The organism is Streptomyces sp. NPDC088706 (assembly GCF_044752765.1).
GTDB lineage: Bacteria > Actinomycetota > Actinomycetes > Streptomycetales > Streptomycetaceae > Streptomyces.
Map to the genome: position 1 here is coordinate 145,639 of NZ_JBIVLW010000007.1, position 18,098 is coordinate 163,736.

The window sequence follows — 18,098 nt, forward strand, 5'->3', positions numbered from 1 at the left end:
GGGCCTACCGCTTGGCGCGGGCGCTGTTCGGGCTGCCCGCGATCGTGAACTGCGAGCCGGGCTCGATGAGCACATGGCCGTCGCGCGAGTTGGTGATCGTCACGTCGGTCAGCGTCGCGTTGCCGCGGGCACCGCCCATGGCGAGGATGCCGGAGCCGTTGTTGGACTTGTCGATCCGGACGTTCTGGATCTTCACGTCCGGCATCAGGCCGCCCCCCGTCTTGAACTGGATGCCGTCATAGGTCGAGTCGACGATGTCGGTGTCGCGGATCGTGACGCCGGGGATGGGCAGGTTCTGCGGGAAGAGGGTGATCGCACCGAACTCCTGGTCCTCGTTCCAGAAGGCTCCGCCGGTGCGGTACAGCGCGTTGTTGGCGATCAGCGTCTGCCCGGAGAAGGGCAGCGGGTCGTGGTCGGTCGCCAGCATGATGGCCGGGTAGTTCATGGTGTCGGAGATGATGTTGTTCTCGATCTTGTTGCCGTGACCGCCGTAGATCGCTATGCCGTTGGCCCGCCACGGCAGCTGGATGGTGTTGTTGCGGAAGCTGTTGTCGTGGCCGATGTCCACGGACTGGTCCTTGACGTACTTGCTGGACCAGACGGCGAGCGCGTCGTCACCCGTGTTGCGGAACGAGGAGTTGTACACCGTCGAATTGCGGGTGCCGTTGGCGAAGTTGATGCCGTCGGCGTAGGTGTTGCGGATCCGCATCCCGGTGAACTCGACCCCGTCGCCCGGGTTCCACAGATCGGGGATGTTGTCGAAGTCGCGGCCCGCCCAGACGGCCACGTTGGTGTGCTCGATCCACACGTTGCTGATCTTCGTGTTCTTGCCGAACCGGCCGTTGAGCGCGACGCCGCCCTCGTGGTTGCCGTCACCGCCGCGGATGGTGCCGGAGCCGAAGATCGCTATGTCGGAGATTTGCGTGCTCTCGTCGATGTCGAAACCGAAGTTTCCCTCGTGCGGGTGATTGATCCCGCCCGCCTCGTGCGGCGGGGTCAGCGTGTAGAGCTGCGAGTGCCACATGCCCGCGCCCCGGACCGTCACGTCACGGATGCCCACCTGGTTCCACTGTCCCCGGTTCAGCGGGTCGTCCGTGAGGATCTTCTGCTCCTGGCGCCACTGGCCCGCCGGAATCCAGACGCAGCCGATCTGGCCGTTCTGGTCGGCCGTCACCGCGCGCTGGATGGCGGCGGTGTCGTCGATCCCGTCGTTCGCCACGGCGCCGTACGTCGTGATGGAGACGCAGCCCGGCGGCTGGGCCTTGGGCGCGGCCACCTGCTCCAGGTCGATCAGGTCGATGATGTGGAACGCGGCGTCGTCGGCGGCGTCCCGCTGGAGACGGAACCTGGTGCCCGCCGGGTAGGTCTGGGCGAGCAGGGCGTGCGACTCGTCGAACAGCCGCCGCGCGTCGCCGCCCGGCCTGTTGGTGAGCCCCTCCGGGCTGTCGGTGTTCCCGTACAGCCAGCTGTACTTGGAGGAGAGGTCGAGCTTGCGGACGAACTGTCCGTTCGCGTAGAGGCTGATGGTCGCCGCACGGCCGCCACCGCCCGCCGCGTCCGGGACGGAGTTGCGTACGACGATGGAGTTCGACGCGTTGGTCGAGGTGAACTCCACGAAATCGCCCGTGGAGTTGAGCCGGACCGACTTGCGGCCGGAGGACTCGGTGGCGAAGTCGGTGTGGCCGAAGGTCCGCTCGGCGTCCGACGTGAGCAGCGAGCCCCGGTAGGCGGCGTCCTCCGCCTCGTACTCCGTGTACGGCACCGCGGCGCCGCGTCCGACGACGATGGAGCGGGCGAACACGTTGTTGGTCTCGCTGGTCTCCGCCACCAGGTTCGTCGCGTCGGCCGTGGCGCTCAGCGTGGCCCCGCCGCCGGCCGCCGTCCAGCTGCCGCCGATGGCGACGTTCGCCGTGGCGCCCGCCGCGATGGCCGGGGCCGTGCCGTCGAGCGTGGTGGAGCCCACCGTCAGCCGGGTGACCGTGCCCACGCTCACCGCACCGGTCCCGCGGTTGTGCACCGCCACGGTGAAGCTGACCGCCGCGCCGACGGCCGGATTGGACGGGCTGGAGGTGATGGAGCGGACCTCCAGGTCGGGGCCGGGGCTCTGGCCCACCACCAGCGGGGAGGCGGTGGTGCGGCTGTTGTTGGAGTCGTCCGACTCGACGATCGTGTCGGTCGGGTCCACCAGCGCCGATACGGTGTACGAGCCCTGCGGCCGCTTGCCGACCGCGACCGAGACCGGGGCCGACGCCCCCGTCGCGAGCGGGCCGACCGGGGCGCTGCCCACGACCGCACCGCCCAGGCTCACATGGACCGTGGTGGCGGCCGAGGGTGCGGAGCCCGCGTTCCGGACGGCCCCCTGGATGGTGATGCTGTCGGTCTCGGAGGGCGCCGACGGGTTCCAGGACAGGGCGCTCACGGTCAGGTCGGGGTTGGGCGCGGGCGTCCCCAGGACCTGGATCTCGCCGACCTGGGCCCCGGGCGCCCCGGTGTTGGAGAAGAACTGCAGCTGGAGGTCGGCGACCCTGCCGCTGACCGGGACCGTCACCGTGTTCTGGTTGGTGGCCGGGTTGAACACATAGCCGGCGCGAGCCTTCAGCGAGGTGAAGCCGGTGCCGTTCTGGGTCCGGCCGAGCACCTGGAACTCCTGGGCCCTGGTGGCCCAGACCGGGTCCGGGTTCAGTTTGATCACCACGGACCGGAGATCCGCGTCGGCGCCCAGCTTCACCGTGAGGGTGGCCGGGTGCCCGTTCGACTCCCAGTAGGAGTTCACCTGGCCGTCGTTGGCGTTGGCGACGGGGAAGCCGCCGTGCGATCCGCTGGCGGTGACGCTCTTGCCCCGGGCCAGGTCGGTCGGTTCAGCCGCCGCCGCCTGGACGGGCAGGAGGCCGGCGGTGACCAGCCCGGCGATGAGCAGGCCGGTGACCGATCGTCCGGTGAGTCGTTTCCATCTCATGCTGTCCTCGGCTTCCACAGATATTTGAGCCATGCAGTCAATGTTTTGCAAGCAGCGGTTGATAGATTTCTGGTCTGTTTCTGATTTGTCAACGGTTCTCGCATGCTCACGTCAACCCAACGGGCGGGTGACGCGGGGTCGGAAGACGGGCCGAGGCGCGCTGTTCAGGACAGCGCTGTGCCGCGCGCCAGGAGAAGCGCCAGGTCCGCCGCCGCCACGGCCACCGCTCCCGCCAGCGCGGCCTTGTGCCACCACCTGCCGAGCACCGGCCCCAGGAGCGCCGCCGCACCGGCGAGGGCCAGGACGGCAGCGGACCGGGCGTCCACCGGACCGGGCGGGCCCAGCACCAGGACGGCCGTGGCCGCGAGGAGCGGAACCGGCAGCAGCAGCCGGGTCCCCGTGGAGCCGAGCCGGTGCGGCAGCCCTCGGATGCCGGCGGCCCGGTCCTCCTCGATGTCCGGGAGGGTGTCGCCCAGATGGGCCGCGCACCCCAGCAGCGCCCCCGCGGTCACCGTCCACCAGCGCGGCCAGGGCGCGTCGGGCAGACTGAGCGTCACCAGCGAGGGGAGCGCGGCGAATCCGGCGGCGTACGGCAGCCAGGAGAGCGCCGTGGCCTTCAGCCTCAGGTTGTAGAGCCAGGCGGCCGCCACCGCGGCCAGGTGCACCGTACCGGCGAGAAGACCGCAGGCCAGGGAGAGCGGTACGCACAGGACGAGCGTCACCGCCGCCGCAGCCCACACCGCGCGGACGGAGACCGCACCGTCGGCGGCCGGCTTCCCCCGGCGCCCGGCCCGGGCATCGCGCGCCGCGTCGTACGCGTCGTTGCACCAGCCCACCGAGAGCTGCCCGGTCAGCACGGCCGCCCCGACCAGGGCGAGCCGCGCCGGGGAGAGGCCCGCCCCGACGGCCAGGGCGCAGGCGAGCGCGGTCACCGCCACCACCGGCCCCGGATGGCAGGCGAGCGCCAGCCCCGCCGCGCGGCCCGGCCACCGGGCCGCCGCCGTGGACGTCCTCGGGTGCGTCCGGCCGGGATCCGCCGCGCACTCCCTTGCCCCGCCCGTGGCGTCCATCCGGCGATCGTAGAGACCCGCGGGCCGCTCAACACGACGGCCGCGCGGTTCCGTTACCGGGATTCCTCCGCCTTTCTGGGCAGGATGGGGTGATGACGCCCCCGACGCAGGAGCCGCAATGACCCGGATCGCCGCGGTCCACGGGGCCCTGCCGCCCCACCGCCACGCCCAGCGCGACGTCACCGACATGGTGGCCGGGACCTGTCTGCCGCCCGGCGCCGACCGCCGCGTCCTGGACCGGCTCCACGAGAACGCCCGCGTCCGCACCCGGCACACCGTGCTGCCGCTGGACGGCTACCGCGACCTGGACGGCTTCGGCTCCGCCAACGACGTGTTCATCCGCTCGGCCGTCGACCTCGGGGGCCAGGCCGTACGCGGCGCACTGCGCGCGGCGGGGCTGCGCCCCACCGATGTGGACCTGCTGATGTTCACCTCCGTCACCGGCATCGCGGCGCCCTCCGTCGACGCCCGGCTGGTGGCCCGCCTCGGCCTGCGGTCCGACGTGAAACGACTGCCGGTCTTCGGCCTCGGCTGCGTCGCCGGCGCGGCCGGGATCGCCCGCATCCACGACTACCTCCTCGGCCGTCCCGACGACGTCGCCGTCCTCCTCTCGGTCGAGCTGTGCTCCCTCACCTTCCAGCGCCACGACGTGACCCCCGCCAATCTGGTGGCCACCGCCCTCTTCGGCGACGGGGCGGCCGCGGTGGTCGCCCTCGGCGGCCGCCGGGCGGTCGCCGGACCCGAGATCGTGGCCACCCGCAGCCGGATGTACCCGGAGACCGAGCACGTGATGGGCTGGGACATCGGCTCGGGCGGATTCAGCGTGGTCCTCGACCCGGCCGTGCCCGATGTCGTACGCCGGTACCTCGCCGACGACGTACGGGAGTTCCTCGACGAACACGGCCTCAAGCCGAAGGACATCGCCCACTGGGTCTGCCACCCCGGCGGCCCCAAGGTCCTGGAGACCGTCACCGAGGTCCTCGACCTGCCCGAGGGGGCGCTGGACGTCACCTGGCGCTCGCTGGCCGACGTCGGCAACCTCTCCTCCTCCTCGGTCCTGCACGTCCTGCGCGACACCCTCGAACACCGCCGTCCCGAACCGGGCACCCCGGGGCTCCTGCTGGCCATGGGCCCGGGCTTCTGCTGCGAACTGGTGCTGCTGCGCTGGTAGGAGGGGAGCGAGCACATCACCCGCCGGACACCTCCCGGCCCGCCGCCCGTGAACTGGAGCGCCGCATGATCTGGTACACCGCCCTGGTGCTCGCCGTCGCCGTCGAGCGCCTGGCCGAACTCGTCGTCGCCCGGCGCAACACCCGCTGGAGCCTGGCCCGCGGCGGCACCGAGGCCGGCAGCGGCCACTACCCGGCGATGGTCGTCCTGCACACCGCCCTGCTGGCCGGCTGCCTGGCCGAGGTCCACCTCGCCGGCCGCCCCTTCCTGCCCGCCGTCGGCTGGACCATGGCGGCCGTGGTCGTCGCGGCGCAACTGCTGCGCTGGTGGTGCATCACCGCGCTCGGCCCCCGGTGGAACACCCGCGTCATCGTCGTCCCCGGGCTGCCCCTGGTCACCGGGGGCCCCTACCGGTGGCTGCGCCATCCCAACTACGTCGCCGTCGCCGCCGAGGGCGTCGCGCTGCCCCTGGTCCACGGGGCCTGGCTGACCGCGCTGGTCTTCACCGCGCTCAACGCCGTCCTGATGGTCGTCCGGATCCGGTGCGAGGACGAGGCGCTGGCCCGCCTCCCGGTGGCGGACGTACGGGTGTGATCGACATCCTGGTCGCGGGAGGCGGCCCGGCCGGGCTGGCCGCAGCGATCCGCGCCGCCCAGGCCGGTCTGGAGGCGGTGGTCGTCGAACCCCGCCCCGCCCCCGTGGACAAGGCCTGCGGCGAGGGCATCATGCCCGGCGGCCTCGCGGCCCTGCACCGCCTCGGCGTGCACCCGGCCGGACACCCCCTGCGCGGCATCCGGTACACGGACGGACAACGCGGTGCGGAAGCGGCGTTCCGGGGCGCGTACGGGCTGGGCGTGCGCCGCACCGCCCTGCACGCGGCCCTGCACGAGCGGGCCGAAGCCCTCGGCGTACGCATCGTGGAGGGCAAGGCAGGGGAGGTCCGCCAGGGCGCGGACACCGTCACCGCCGCCGGCCTCACCGCGCGCTGGCTCATCGCCGCCGACGGGCTCCACTCGCCGCTGCGGCGCGCCCTCGGCCTCGATCACCCCCTCCCCGGGCCCGGTCGCTACGGGCTGCGCCGCCACTACCGCACCGCCCCCTGGACGGACCTGGTCGAGGTGCACTGGTCCCCGCACGCCGAGGCGTACGTGACCCCCGTCGGCGGGCAGCTGGTGGGCGTGGCCGTGCTCAGCCGCGACCGCCGCCCCTACGAACAGCATCTGGCCGCCTTCCCGGCCCTCGCCGCCCGGCTGACCGGCCCCGACGCCACCCCCGTACGCGGGGCGGGTCCCCTGCGGCAGCGGGCGCGGGGGCCACGGGCCGGGCGTGTCCTGCTGGTGGGCGACGCGGCGGGCTACACCGACGCGCTCACCGGGGAGGGCATCGCCCTCGCCGTGACCACCGCGACGGCGGCCGTCGGCTGCCTGGTCGCCGGCCGTCCCGAGGACTATCCGGCGCAGTGGACGAGGGCGACCCGCCGCTACCGGCTTCTGACCCAGGCCCTGCTGAGCGCCGCGGGCCGCCCCGCGTCGCGCCGGCTGATCGTCGCGGCGGCCCACCGCGCGCCTGCCCTCTTCCGCACGGCGGTCCACGCGCTCCAGTGAGCGGGCACGGTCCGATCCGCCCCCCCCGGTGATCGAATGGCGGGGCTCCCGGTTCCGTCATAACGTCGATCGGGTGAACGCCCGCGTTCATCCGGCCGACGGAGAGACCGACCGCCCCCGCGGGGGCAGCGCCCTCGGAACGAGAGACGGACTGATCCATGACGGGCTCCCACGCGACACCCGCGAACACTGCCCGCCCCGGCGAACGGGGCCGCGGCAGCGGACCGGCACTCCTGGTCATCGCCTCGTGCCAGCTGATGGTGGTTCTCGACATCACCATCGTCAACATCGCGCTTCCCCACATGCAGACGTCCCTGGGCTTCTCCACCGAGAGCCTGTCCTGGGTGGTCAACGCCTATACGCTGACCTTCGGCGGACTGCTGCTGCTCGGCGGACGGCTCGGTGACATCCTCGGCCGCCGCCGCGTCTTCATCTTCGGTGTGCTGCTCTTCGTCCTCGCCTCGCTGCTCGGCGGACTGTCCCAGGAGTCCTGGCAGCTGCTGGCCGCCCGCGCGCTCCAGGGTGTCGGCGGTGCCATCGCCTCGCCGACCGCGCTGTCACTGATCACCACGACCTTCCGCGAGGGCCCCGAACGCAACCGCGCGTTCGGGGTCTTCGCCGCGGTCTCGGCGGGCGGCAGCGCGATCGGGCTGCTGGCGGGCGGGGTGCTCGTCGAGTGGCTCGACTGGCGCTGGGTCCTCTTCGTCAACGTCCCCATCGGTCTGCTCATCGCGTTCGCCACCCCCCGCTACATCCGCGAGTCCGAACGCCATCCGGGCCACTTCGACGTCCTCGGCGCCCTCACGTCCACGGTCGGCATGGTGCTGCTCGTCTACGGCTTCATCCGCGCCTCCGAGGACGGCTGGAGCGACCCGCTCACCCTCGGCTCCTTCGCCGCCGCCGTCGTGCTCCTGGCGCTCTTCATCGGGATCGAAAGCCGCTCCCGGCAGCCGATCACGCCGCTCTGGATGTTCCGCGACCGCAATCGCGCCGGAACGTACGCCATGATGCTCAGCCTCGCCGCGGCGATGTTCGGGATGTTCTTCTTCCTGACGCTCTTCGTCCAGAACGTGCTGGACTTCAGCCCGCTGCGCGCCGGACTCGCCTTCCTGCCGGTCAGCGTCATCATCGCGATCGGCGCGGGCCTGGCCTCCCAACTGCTGCCCAGGTGGGGGCCCAAGCCCTTCATGGTGGCGGGCGCGCTGCTGGCCGCCATCGGGCTCGGCTGGCTCACCCTGACCGATGTCCACAGCTCCTACCTCGGCTCCATCCTCGGCCCGATGCTCGTCTTCGGCCTGGGCATGGGCATGCAGTTCGTCTCGCTGACCCTGATGGCGGTCTCCGGCGTCGCCCCGAAGGAGGCGGGCGCCGCCTCCGGCATCCTCAACGCGACCCAGCAGGTCGGCGGCTCGCTCGGACTGTCCATCCTGGTGACCATGTTCGGCACGGCCAGCCGCCGCGAGGCCACCGACCAGGTGCCGGGGTTCCTGGAACAGGCCACCCCGGCACAGCTGGTGCAGTTCCGCAGGACCGGGGAGCTGCCACCGCCCTGGGGGGACCAGGTCCTGACCTCGGGCGTCTCCAGCGCCTTCGTCGTCGCGGCCTGCTTCGCCGTACTCGCCGCCCTGGTCGCCCTCCTGGTCATCCAGGTCCGCCCCTCCGACCTGGCCCGGCTCCAGGGGGACGCCACCGCGGGGCAGGATGATGCCTCCCGGGACCTTCCGACGAAGTGAAAGGGCTTACCGCCATGGACTGGACGCTCGAAGTGATCGTGCTCCCCGTGACCGACCTGGACCGGGCCCGCGACTTCTACCGGGACAAGGTGGGCTTCCACGTGGACATCGACGGCGAGGTGATGCCGGGCGCGCGCGTCGTCCAGCTCACCCCGCCCGGCTCGGGCTGCTCGATCGCCCTGACCGACGGCGTGCCCAACCCGACGGGGGACCCGCGACCGGGCACGTACCACGGCCTCCAGCTCTGCGTCACCGACATCGAGGCCGCCCACGCGGAGCTCGTCGCCCGTGGGGTCGAGGTCTCCGAACCCCAGCGGTACGCCGCGGAGGACGGGGCCACGTTCATGTACTTCACCGACCCGGACGGCAACGGCTGGGCCGTACAGGAGTACCGCCGCCGGCTCACCGAACCCCTGCACCAGGTCCTGGCCGGCCAGGCGACGGAGGGCGCGGGGGAGACGGCGGACTGAAGCGCTGGCTCCGCTTCCCCTCGTCCGCACACCGCCCGCCGGCCGCCGTGGTGGATAGCGCCGCTCCGGTCCACCACAATGCTCCCGTATCACCGCAGTGATCCATGGACACGAGGGAGCAGCATCCAATGGCCGGCAACACAGACATGGTGGCCTTCGTCCGGGCGCGTCTCGCCGATGAGGAGCAGGTCGCCCTGGCTGCCGGCGGGGACCGGTGGCGGTGCCCGGCGGATGTGCCCGGCGAGGTCCACGACCGCACAGGTGGCGTCGCGTTCACCGTGCGGGACCGCGGCTTCGACCGCCACATCGCCCTCCAGGACCCCGCGCGCACCCTGGAGCGCATCGAGACGCACCGGGTGCTGCTGGGCGAGTACGTCGAGGTCGCCGAGCTGGACACCGACCGCCCGGCCCAGGACTTCCGCTCCGGCCGGGCGGTGGGCCTGGGCTTCGCCGTACGCCAGCTGGCCGCCGAGTACGCCGGGCACCCGGACTACCAGGCCCGGTGGCTGCCCCGGTTCATCCAGTAGCGGGGACGCGGAGGATGCCGGGAACCGGTAACTTACTCGCAAGTAAGTCGAGTTCCCGGCCCCTTCGACACCCCTGGAGTGCCCATGTCCCCCCGGACGCGTTCCCCGCTGCTGCTCGCCGGACTCATGGCGGGAGCGGGGGTGCTCCACTTCGCCGTCCCGAAGGCGTTCGACTCCACCGTGCCCCGGATCCTGCCCGGCGAGCCCCGAACCTGGACGTACGCCAGCGGAGTGGTGGAATTCGCCCTCGCCGCGGGCCTCGTACACCCCCGCACGCGGGGCGCCGCCGCCCGGGCGACCGCGGGCTTCTTCGTCGGGGTGTTTCCGGCCAATGTGCGGATGGCCGTGGACTGGCGCCACCGGCCCCGGCCGCAGCGGGCCGCCGCCCTTGCCAGGCTGCCCCTCCAACTGCCCCTGGTGCTGTGGGCGCGCAGCGTCGCCCGGGGCGCCGACGCACCCTGAACGGGGTGCGGCCGGTGCGGTTCGAGCCAACCGACCGGAGGAAGATCCACGGCAAAATGGCGTTGCTCTCTGGTGAGGAGTGATCCCGCCGTGTAGCGTCGCCGGAAGATGTCGTGGTTCGCAGTACCTGCCCGCGCCTGGCGCGGGCGTTTTGCTGTGCAGTGCCTGAGAACCAGGGCGATCACCTCCGGGTCCGCGCGGTGCGGATCCGTTTACTGCTGAGAGGTACAGGCATGGCCAGCGGAACCGTCAAGTGGTTCAACTCGGAAAAGGGCTTCGGCTTCATCGCGCAGGACGGCGGCGGCCCCGACGTCTTCGCGCACTACTCCAACATCAACTCCACCGGCTTCCGTGAGCTCCAGGAAGGCCAGGCGGTGACCTTCGACATCACCCAGGGCCAGAAGGGCCCGCAGGCGGAGAACATCACCACCGCCTGATCCGGGTTGAACAGTTCCTCGGGCCCCCGGGACGCATCGCGTCCCGGGGGCCCGAGGGCGTCAGCGGCCGCTCAGGCCGGCGAGCGCCCGCCCGGCGAGGTGCTCCGCCCCTGGCCCTGCCCGTCCCCGCCGCCGGAGTCACCGGCGTCGCGGGCCGAGAGCGGGGTGGCGATGTCCTCCAGCGACTTCTGCTCGGCCGCCACGGCGAAGAAGACGGCGACCACACCCGCGGCGACCATCAGCGCGGCGCCCACACAGAAGGCGAGGACGGCGTCGGCGACCACGCCGCTCTCCGTGAGGTGGGCGAACAGCAGCGGCCCCGAGATGCCGCCGGCCGCGGTGCCGATGGCGTAGAAGAAGGCGATCGACATGGCGCGCGTCTCCATCGGGAAGACCTCGCTGACCGTCAGATAGGCGGAGCTCGCGCCCGCCGAGGCGAAGAAGAGGACCACCGACCAGCACACCGTCATGGTGGTCGCGGTGAGCAGGCCGGCGCCGAACAGCCCGGCCGTCACGAACAGCAGCAGACCGGACAGGATGTAGGTGCCCGCGATCATCGGGCGACGCCCCCAGGTGTCGAAAAGGCGCCCCAGCAGCAGCGGGCCGAGCAGGTTGCCGAACGCGATGACGGCGAAGAAGTACCCGGTCGCCCCGCTGGAGACGTCGAAGAACTTCACCAGGATGGAGCCGAAGCCGAAGGTGATCGCGTTGTAGAGGAACGCCTGCCCGATGAAGAGCGCCAAGCCGAGCGTCGCCCGCCTGGGGTAGTCGCGGAAGACCGTCCGGGCGATCTCGCCGAACCCGATGTTCTCGCGCTGCCGGATCGTCATCTCCGTGGCCGCCTCGGGCAGCGGGCGCCCCTTCTCCTCCTCGACCCCCCGCTCCACGTCGTCCACGAGGCGCTCCGCCCGCTCCTGGTGCCCATGGATGATCATCCACCGGGGGCTCTCGGGCACATGACGGCGGACGAGCAGGATGACCAGCCCCAGCACGACGCCGAGCGCGAAGGTCAGCCGCCACCCGATGTCCTTGGGGAAGAGGTCGGTGTTGAGGGCGGCCACCGAGAGCAGGGCGCCGCCCATCGCGCCGAACCAGTAGCTGCCGTTGATGATCAGGTCGACCCGGCCGCGGTACTTGCTCGGGATCAGCTCGTCGATGGCCGAGTTGATGGCCGCGTACTCACCGCCGATGCCGAAACCGGTGAGGAAGCGGAAGAGGAAGAACCACCAGGGGGAGAAGGACAGCGCCGTCATGGCGGTGGAACCGAGATACACCGCCAGGGTGATCAGGAAGAGCTTCTTGCGGCCGTAGAGATCGGTGAGCCGCCCGAAGAAGAGCGCGCCGCAACAGGCCCCCGCCACATAGAGCGCCGCGGCCACGCCGGTCACCTGGGCGTCGGTGATCGCCAGTCCGCTACCGTCCTCGGAGAGCCGGCCGGCGATGTTGCCGACGACGGTCACCTCAAGGCCGTCGAGGATCCACACGGTCCCGAGGCCGATCACGATCATCCAGTGCCACCGTGACCAGGGCAGCCGGTCCAGTCTGGCCGGGACCTTCGTCGAAACGGTCCCGGTGGCTTGCTCTTCGCCGCTCATCGGCGTGCCTCCTCAGGTGCGGCCTTCCGTGTCGCCGTCCGGCGCGGAGCGCGGGTACCCGGAGATCAAACCGGAGAAACGACGAGGTCCGGGTATGCCGCGCGGGCTCGCGCCTCGCCTTCCCACCCTCCGTTTCCCGGCCGCTTCTGAGGTTGCGCGGCCCGAACCGGGTACCCGTGCTGTCCCAGCCGTACGTTCCGGAGATCCCGGGCCGCCAAGGGAAGGAGACAACATGCTGAAGGCCATCGCCGATGTGCTGCGGTCCATCGGAGGAGCTGTCGCCACCGTGGTCACGCTGCCCTTCCGGGCCCTCGCCCGCCTCTTCGGAGGCGCTTCGAGTTCAGCGCGCGGACACCACTGACCCACGGACATGCCGGCGCCCCCGATCCTCTCGGAGGATCGGGGGCGCCGGCATTCTTCCGTATGTCCCGCACACCCGGGGCGGGCTGCTACCCCGTGGACTCGTCCGGCGTGGGGTCCTCCTCGGGGTGGGCGCCCGCGTTGCGTGGCTCGTCCCGCCCCGAACCCGCCTCGTCCGGGTCGGGCTGGTCGCCGCTCTCGCGGGCGACCCGCTCCGGAACCGGTATGTCGAGGGGGTCCTCCCCCTCCTGGTTCTGCTGGTCCGGCATGTCCGCCGGTACGGGAGGCGGGCTGCCGGAATCCCCGGTGTAGGCGGTGCCTTCCGGCCTGCGGTCGGTCATGAGAGCTTCCTTCCGTGCTGCCCCGGAGTGCCCGGGGGCGATCGTTCGTCCTGCTGGGTACCCGTATCGGCGCGAACGATTCACCGGAGACCGGGGCGGAGGAGACTTCCCGCACAGGGGTGTGGTCCGCGCAGGTGGGGGTACTCGGGGCTGTGCCCGAGTACACAAGCCGGGCGCACGACATTCACAAGAAGAATCGCGCGGAAGGATCCCCGCATGCTGATGGCCCACCCCACCGTGCTGCGCAACCTGGTCGAGCAGTACGAGGCCCTGCGCCTGCTGCACGCGGAGAGCGGCAGCACCGAGACGCGGCAGCGCATGGACGACATCGCCTACACCCTGTGCGTCTCCACGGGCACGGGCGATGTCGACAGCGCGCTGGTCGCCGCCCGGCACCGGCTGCCGGGGGCTCGTCCCGAGGACGACTCCATCCTCTCGGCCTGATCGCCGAATGATCACTGAAGGGGTGGGCACTGTGGTGCGAACCGTGGGTGTGGAAGAAGAACTGCTGCTGGTCGACCCGGAGAGCGGCGAGGCGCGGGCCCTGTCCACGGCCGTGCTGGCGCTCGCCGAGAAGGACGCGGAGGGGGAGTCGGCCTTCGAGCCGGAGCTGCACCGCCAACAGCTGGAGTTCGCCACGCATCCCTGCCGGGAGATGGACGACATCGCCGACGCGGTGCACCGGTGGCGGGCCGAGGCGATCCGCCACGCGGCCGACGTCGGAGCTTCGGTGGCGGCCCTGGCGACCTCGCCGCTGCCGGTCAGCCCCATGATCGGGGCGGGGGAGCGGTACAGCTGGCTGGCGGAGCGCTTCGGGCTGACCGCCCAGGAGCAGCTGACCTGCGGATGCCACGTACACGTCTCCGTGGAATCGGACGAGGAGGGTGTCGCGGTGCTCGACCGGGTGCGCGGCTGGCTGCCGGCCCTGATCGCCCTGAGCGCCAATTCCCCCTTCTGGCAGGCCCAGGACAGCCAGTACGCCAGCTACCGCAGCCGGGTATGGGGCAGGTGGCCGTCGGCCGGGCCCGTGGAGCTGCACGGATCCGCCGAGCGCTACCACGAGCAGGTCCGGTCCCTGGTGGGCACCGGCGTGCTCAAGGACGAGGGGATGGTCTACTTCGACGCGCGCCTCTCGCACAGCTACCCCACAGTGGAGGTCAGGGTCGCGGACGTCTGTCTGGACCCGGCGGACACGGTGCTGATGGCCACGCTGGTGCGAGGGCTGGTGGAGACCGCCGCGCGGGAGTGGCGGGCGGGGGTGCCTCCCCTGGACACCAACGTGTCGCTGCTGCGCGTGGCGTCCTGGCAGGCCGCCCGGGCAGGGCTGGAGGACCGGCTGATCCATCCGCTCACCCTGCGGCCCGAGCCCGCGGCCGACGTGCTCCAGGCGCTGCTGGCCCATGTCCGGGACGCCCTGGAGGACAGCGGCGACCTGAAGGCGGCCCAGAAGGCGCTGGCCACCCTGGAGCGGCGCGGCAACGGGGCCAGGGTGCAGCGCGAGATCCTGGAGCGCACCGGGAGCCTCCGCGACACCGTGGCGGAGTGCGTCCGCATCACGGGGGGATGAGCACGACCACCTGAGGACACCACCGCATGACGCAAGAGGAAAGGAGCAGCACATGGCCACCACCGATCTCGGCAACCGCCGGATCCTGGCGATCGTCACCAACTACGGGGTCGAGCAGGACGAACTCGTCGTCCCCGTGAAGCACCTGCGCGACAACGGTGCACAGGTGAGCGTGGCGGCGGTCTCCGACGACGAGATCCGCACCCTCGTGGGCGACCGCGACCCCGGCGACACGGTGCGGCCCGACCTCACGCTGGCGGACGTCGACCCCGCCGCGTACGACCTCCTGCTGGTGCCGGGCGGCACGCTGAACGCCGACACGCTGCGCCTCCAGGACGCCACCACCCGGATCGTCAGTTCGTTCGCGGCCTCCGGGCGGCCCGTCGCGGCGATCTGCCACGGCCCGTGGGCGCTGATCGAGGGCGGCTACGTCCAGGGCAAGACCCTGACCTCGTACGCGTCGCTCAAGACCGACATCACCAACGCCGGCGGCTCCTGGGTCGACAAGTCGGTGGTCCGCGACGACGAGGGCGGCTGGCCGCTGATCACCTCGCGGACGCCCGACGACCTGAAGGACTTCCTGCGCGAGATCGACGCGGCGCTCACCGAGTCCTGACGCACGGCATCGCACCGGAGCCGGTGGCACGGCCACCGGCGACCCGACGACGACGGCCCCCGCCCGCGTACACGCGGCGGGGGCCGTCGTCCGTCCGCGTGCGGGTGCAGGGAGGCGGGTACGGGTGCACGGAGGCGATAGGGCCACCGCGCACTTACCGGCCGGGAGGTGCTCGCGGTATCCAGGAAGCAGGCTGCTGGTCAGCGATCCTGGAACGGGCCGACCCGAGGAGGGCTCATGGATGCCCCGACCGTCACTACGGCCGACACGGACGCACCTGACACACCTCAGGAAGACCCGACCGTCCACATCCTCTGGATCAACGCGGGGCTGAGCTGCGACGGGGATTCCGTGTCCCTCACCGCCGCCACCCAGCCGAGCATCGAGGAGCTCGCGCTCGGCGCCCTGCCGGGCCTGCCGAAGGTCGCCGTCCACTGGCCCCTCATCGACTACGAGTGCGGGCCCGTCCAGGGCGCCGACAACTTCATCGAGTGGTTCTTCAAGGCGGACCGGGGTGAGCTGGAACCCTTCGTCCTGGTGGTCGAGGGCTCCATCCCCAACGAACGCATCAAGCCCGAGGGCTACTGGTGCGGCTTCGGTGACGACCCCGAGACCGGCCAGCCGATCACCACCAGCGAATGGCTCGACCGGCTCGCCCCCAAGGCCCTGGCGGTCGTCGCCATCGGCACCTGCGCCACCTACGGCGGCATCCACGCCATGGCGGGCAACCCCACCGGAGCGATGGGCATACCGGACTACCTGGGCTGGGAGTGGCAGTCGAAGGCGGGCATCCCGATCGTCTGCATACCCGGCTGTCCCGTCCACCCCGACAACGCGTCCGAGACCCTGCTGTACCTGCTCTACCAGGCCGCCGGAGCCGCGCCCATGATCCCGCTGGACGAGGAGCTGCGGCCCACCTGGCTGTTCGGCGCCACCGTCCACGAGGGCTGCGACCGGGCCGGCTACTACGAGCAGGGCCAGTTCGCCGAGGAGTACGGCTCCCCGCAGTGCCTGGTCAAGCTGGGCTGCTGGGGCCCGGTCGTCAAGTGCAACGTACCCAAGCGCGGCTGGATCAACGGTGTCGGCGGCTGCCCCAACGTCGGTGGCATCTGCATCGCCTGCACCATGCCGGGCTTCCCCGACAAGTTCATGCCGTTCATGGACGAGCCACCCGGCGGCCACGTCTCGGTGGCGGCGAGCGGGGCGTACGGCTCCGTCATCCGCCGACTGCGCAGCTTCACCGTGAAGACGGCCGACAAGGAACCGAAGTGGCGCACCAAGACCGACACCATCAAGACCGGCTACCGGCCGCCCTGGTGACCCCCGCCTCCGGCGATCGCGGAGGGCCGTAGGGCCAGGGCGAGCAGGACGACCTACCAGGAAAGGCGGCGCGGGACCATGGCGACTGCGACCGGCAATCACGCCGTCGACGCTGACGGCCTCATGGAGATGTCGTGGGACCCGATCACGCGCATCGTCGGCAGCCTCGGCATCCACACCAAGATCGACTTCGCCGCCAAGCGGGTCGCGGAGTGTTACAGCACCTCGTCGATCTTCCGCGGCTACAGCGTCTTCATGAAGGGCAAGGACCCTCGGGACGCCCACTTCATCACCAGCCGCATCTGCGGCATCTGCGGTGACAACCACGCCACCTGTTCCGTCTACGCGCAGAACATGGCGTACGGGGTAGCGCCCCCGCACATCGGTGAGTGGATCATCAACCTCGGTGAGGCCGCCGAGTACATGTTCGACCACAACATCTTCCAGGAGAACCTGGTCGGCGTGGACTACTGCGAGCGCATGGTCCGCGAGACCAACCCCGGCGTCCTGGAACTGGCCGAACGCACCGAGGCCCCCCACGCCGCCGACCACGGCTACCGCACCATCGCCGACATCATGCGCTCCCTGAACCCGCTGGAGGGCGAGTTCTACCGCGAGGCGCTCCAGGTCAGCCGCTACACCCGGGAGATGTTCTGCCTGATGGAGGGCCGCCATGTGCACCCCTCCACGCTCTACCCCGGAGGCGTCGGCACGGTCGCCACGATCCAGCTCTTCACCGACTACCTCACCCGCCTCACCCGGTACGTGGAGTTCATGAAGCGGGTCGTCCCGCTCCACGACGACCTCTTCGACTTCTTCTACGAAGCGCTGCCCGGGTACGAGGAGGTCGGCCGCCGGCGCATCCTGCTCGGCTGCTGGGGCGCCCTGAACGACCCCGAGTACTGCGACTTCACGTACGCCAACATGGCCGACTGGGGCCGCAGGATGTTCGTCACCCCCGGCATCGTGGTCGACGGCGAGCTCGTCACCAACAGCCTCGTCGACATCAACCTCGGCATCCGCATCCTGCTCGGCAGTTCGTACTACGAGGACTGGGCGGGCATGGGCAAGTTCGTGGAGCGCGACCCGCTCGGCAACGAGCTGGACGAGCGCCACCCCTGGAACCAGCACACCATCCCGGCCCCGCAGAAGCGGGACTTCGACGACAAGTACAGCTGGGTCATGTCGCCCCGCTGGTTCGACGGCACCGACCACCTCGCCCTGGACACCGGCGGCGGCCCCATCGCCCGCCTGTGGGCCACGGCCCTGTCCGGACTCGTCGACGTCGGCTACATCAAGGCCACCGGCCACAGCGTCCAGATCAACCTCCCCCGCACCATGACCAAGCCGGAGATGGCGCTGGAGTGGACGATCCCGAAGTGGTCCAACGCCATCGAACGCAACCGGGCCCGCACCTACTTCCAGGCGTACGCGGCCGCCGCCGCCCTCCACTTCGCCGAGCGGGCGATGGAGGAGGTCCGCGCCGGACGCACCCAGACCTGGGAGCAGTTCGACGTCCCCGACGAGTCGATCGGCGTCGGCTTCACCGAGGCCGTACGGGGCGTCCTGTCCCACCACATGGTCATCCGGGACGGGAAGATCGCCAACTACCATCCCTACCCGCCGACCCCGTGGAACGGCAGCGTCCGCGACAGCTACGGCACCCCCGGACCGTACGAGGACGCCGTCCAGAACACGCCCATCTTCGAGGAGAACCCGCCCGAGAACTTCAAGGGCATCGACATCATGCGGGCCGTGCGCAGCTTCGACCCGTGCCTGCCCTGCGGTGTCCACATGTACGTCGGCGGCGGCCGGACCATCGAGCAGACCCATATGCCGACCGGGCTGAGCGGACTGGCGGGCGGCTGAC

At 71.3% G+C, this 18,098-nt stretch carries 18 protein-coding genes; 14 read left to right on the forward strand and 4 right to left on the reverse strand.

Going from position 1 to position 18,098, the window contains the following annotated elements; all coding sequences use genetic code 11:
• Nucleotides 1–4 precede the first annotated feature (4 nt).
• Both ACIQAK_RS18905 and ACIQAK_RS18910 read right to left on the reverse strand, forming a co-directional pair.
• Nucleotides 5–2,956: a CARDB domain-containing protein gene (locus ACIQAK_RS18905; RefSeq protein ID WP_366389136.1), complete on the reverse strand. Its 2,952-nt coding sequence runs from the start codon at nucleotides 2,954–2,956 to the stop codon at nucleotides 5–7.
• A gap of 164 nt (nucleotides 2,957–3,120) precedes the next feature.
• Nucleotides 3,121–4,026: a UbiA family prenyltransferase gene (locus ACIQAK_RS18910; protein WP_366389135.1), complete on the reverse strand. Its 906-nt coding sequence runs from the start codon at nucleotides 4,024–4,026 to the stop codon at nucleotides 3,121–3,123.
• A 118-nt stretch (nucleotides 4,027–4,144) separates the two neighbouring features.
• On the opposite strand from ACIQAK_RS18910, the gene ACIQAK_RS18915 reads away from it, so the two are divergent.
• From ACIQAK_RS18915 to ACIQAK_RS18950, 8 genes are all read left to right on the forward strand, one after another.
• Nucleotides 4,145–5,197 carry a 3-oxoacyl-[acyl-carrier-protein] synthase III C-terminal domain-containing protein gene (locus ACIQAK_RS18915; RefSeq protein ID WP_366389134.1) on the forward strand — a complete coding sequence of 351 codons (1,053 nt, stop codon included), beginning with the start codon at nucleotides 4,145–4,147 and terminating at the stop codon, nucleotides 5,195–5,197.
• A gap of 65 nt (nucleotides 5,198–5,262) precedes the next feature.
• Nucleotides 5,263–5,790 (forward strand): isoprenylcysteine carboxyl methyltransferase family protein, encoded by a 528-nt coding sequence (locus ACIQAK_RS18920; RefSeq protein ID WP_366389133.1) that lies wholly within the window; start codon nucleotides 5,263–5,265, stop codon nucleotides 5,788–5,790.
• Entirely contained in the window at nucleotides 5,787–6,800 is a 1,014-nt protein-coding gene (locus ACIQAK_RS18925; RefSeq protein WP_366389132.1) for an FAD-dependent monooxygenase, read from the forward strand. The genes ACIQAK_RS18920 and ACIQAK_RS18925 overlap by 4 nt, the downstream gene beginning before the upstream one ends.
• A gap of 158 nt (nucleotides 6,801–6,958) precedes the next feature.
• Nucleotides 6,959–8,533, forward strand: coding sequence for an MFS transporter (locus tag ACIQAK_RS18930; protein WP_366389131.1), 1,575 nt, complete (start codon nucleotides 6,959–6,961; stop codon nucleotides 8,531–8,533).
• Nucleotides 8,534–8,547: 14 nt separating this feature from the next.
• Nucleotides 8,548–9,003 carry a VOC family protein gene (locus tag ACIQAK_RS18935; protein WP_366389130.1) on the forward strand — a complete coding sequence of 152 codons (456 nt, stop codon included), beginning with the start codon at nucleotides 8,548–8,550 and terminating at the stop codon, nucleotides 9,001–9,003.
• Between the two features lie 128 nt (nucleotides 9,004–9,131).
• Nucleotides 9,132–9,530, forward strand: coding sequence for a DUF6221 family protein (locus tag ACIQAK_RS18940; RefSeq protein ID WP_366389129.1), 399 nt, complete (start codon nucleotides 9,132–9,134; stop codon nucleotides 9,528–9,530).
• An 84-nt stretch (nucleotides 9,531–9,614) separates the two neighbouring features.
• Nucleotides 9,615–9,992 carry a DoxX family protein gene (locus ACIQAK_RS18945; protein ID WP_366389128.1) on the forward strand — a complete coding sequence of 126 codons (378 nt, stop codon included), beginning with the start codon at nucleotides 9,615–9,617 and terminating at the stop codon, nucleotides 9,990–9,992.
• Nucleotides 9,993–10,225: 233 nt separating this feature from the next.
• On the forward strand, nucleotides 10,226–10,429 hold the full coding sequence (locus ACIQAK_RS18950) for a cold-shock protein (protein ID WP_003964323.1): 204 nt from the start codon (nucleotides 10,226–10,228) through the stop codon (nucleotides 10,427–10,429).
• 71 nt (nucleotides 10,430–10,500) lie between these two features.
• On the opposite strand, the gene ACIQAK_RS18955 is transcribed toward ACIQAK_RS18950, so the two are convergent.
• Nucleotides 10,501–12,024, reverse strand: coding sequence for an MFS transporter (locus tag ACIQAK_RS18955; protein ID WP_366389127.1), 1,524 nt, complete (start codon nucleotides 12,022–12,024; stop codon nucleotides 10,501–10,503).
• Nucleotides 12,025–12,256: 232 nt separating this feature from the next.
• Here ACIQAK_RS18955 and ACIQAK_RS18960 point away from each other — a divergent pair, with 232 nt between their 5' ends.
• Complete coding sequence (locus ACIQAK_RS18960; protein ID WP_267881533.1) at nucleotides 12,257–12,385, forward strand: LPFR motif small protein; 129 nt, start codon at nucleotides 12,257–12,259, stop codon at nucleotides 12,383–12,385.
• An 88-nt stretch (nucleotides 12,386–12,473) separates the two neighbouring features.
• Here ACIQAK_RS18960 and ACIQAK_RS18965 read toward each other — a convergent pair whose 3' ends face one another.
• Nucleotides 12,474–12,725, reverse strand: a complete 252-nt coding sequence (locus ACIQAK_RS18965) for a hypothetical protein (RefSeq protein ID WP_366389126.1) — start codon at nucleotides 12,723–12,725, stop codon at nucleotides 12,474–12,476.
• 216 nt (nucleotides 12,726–12,941) lie between these two features.
• Between ACIQAK_RS18965 and ACIQAK_RS18970 the strand changes: the two genes are divergently transcribed.
• From ACIQAK_RS18970 to ACIQAK_RS18990, 5 genes are all read left to right on the forward strand, one after another.
• The gene (locus ACIQAK_RS18970) at nucleotides 12,942–13,169 is read left to right on the forward strand and encodes a DUF5133 domain-containing protein (RefSeq protein WP_366389125.1); all 228 of its coding nucleotides are present in this window, start codon (nucleotides 12,942–12,944) and stop codon (nucleotides 13,167–13,169) included.
• Nucleotides 13,170–13,176: 7 nt separating this feature from the next.
• Entirely contained in the window at nucleotides 13,177–14,292 is a 1,116-nt protein-coding gene (locus ACIQAK_RS18975) for a glutamate--cysteine ligase (RefSeq protein WP_366389124.1), read from the forward strand.
• A 52-nt stretch (nucleotides 14,293–14,344) separates the two neighbouring features.
• Nucleotides 14,345–14,908 (forward strand): type 1 glutamine amidotransferase domain-containing protein, encoded by a 564-nt coding sequence (locus tag ACIQAK_RS18980; protein ID WP_366389123.1) that lies wholly within the window; start codon nucleotides 14,345–14,347, stop codon nucleotides 14,906–14,908.
• A gap of 237 nt (nucleotides 14,909–15,145) precedes the next feature.
• Nucleotides 15,146–16,228, forward strand: coding sequence for a hydrogenase expression protein HypE (locus tag ACIQAK_RS18985; RefSeq protein WP_366389122.1), 1,083 nt, complete (start codon nucleotides 15,146–15,148; stop codon nucleotides 16,226–16,228).
• Nucleotides 16,229–16,306: 78 nt separating this feature from the next.
• On the forward strand, nucleotides 16,307–18,097 hold the full coding sequence (locus ACIQAK_RS18990) for a nickel-dependent hydrogenase large subunit (RefSeq protein WP_366389121.1): 1,791 nt from the start codon (nucleotides 16,307–16,309) through the stop codon (nucleotides 18,095–18,097).
• Nucleotide 18,098 lies beyond the last annotated feature (1 nt).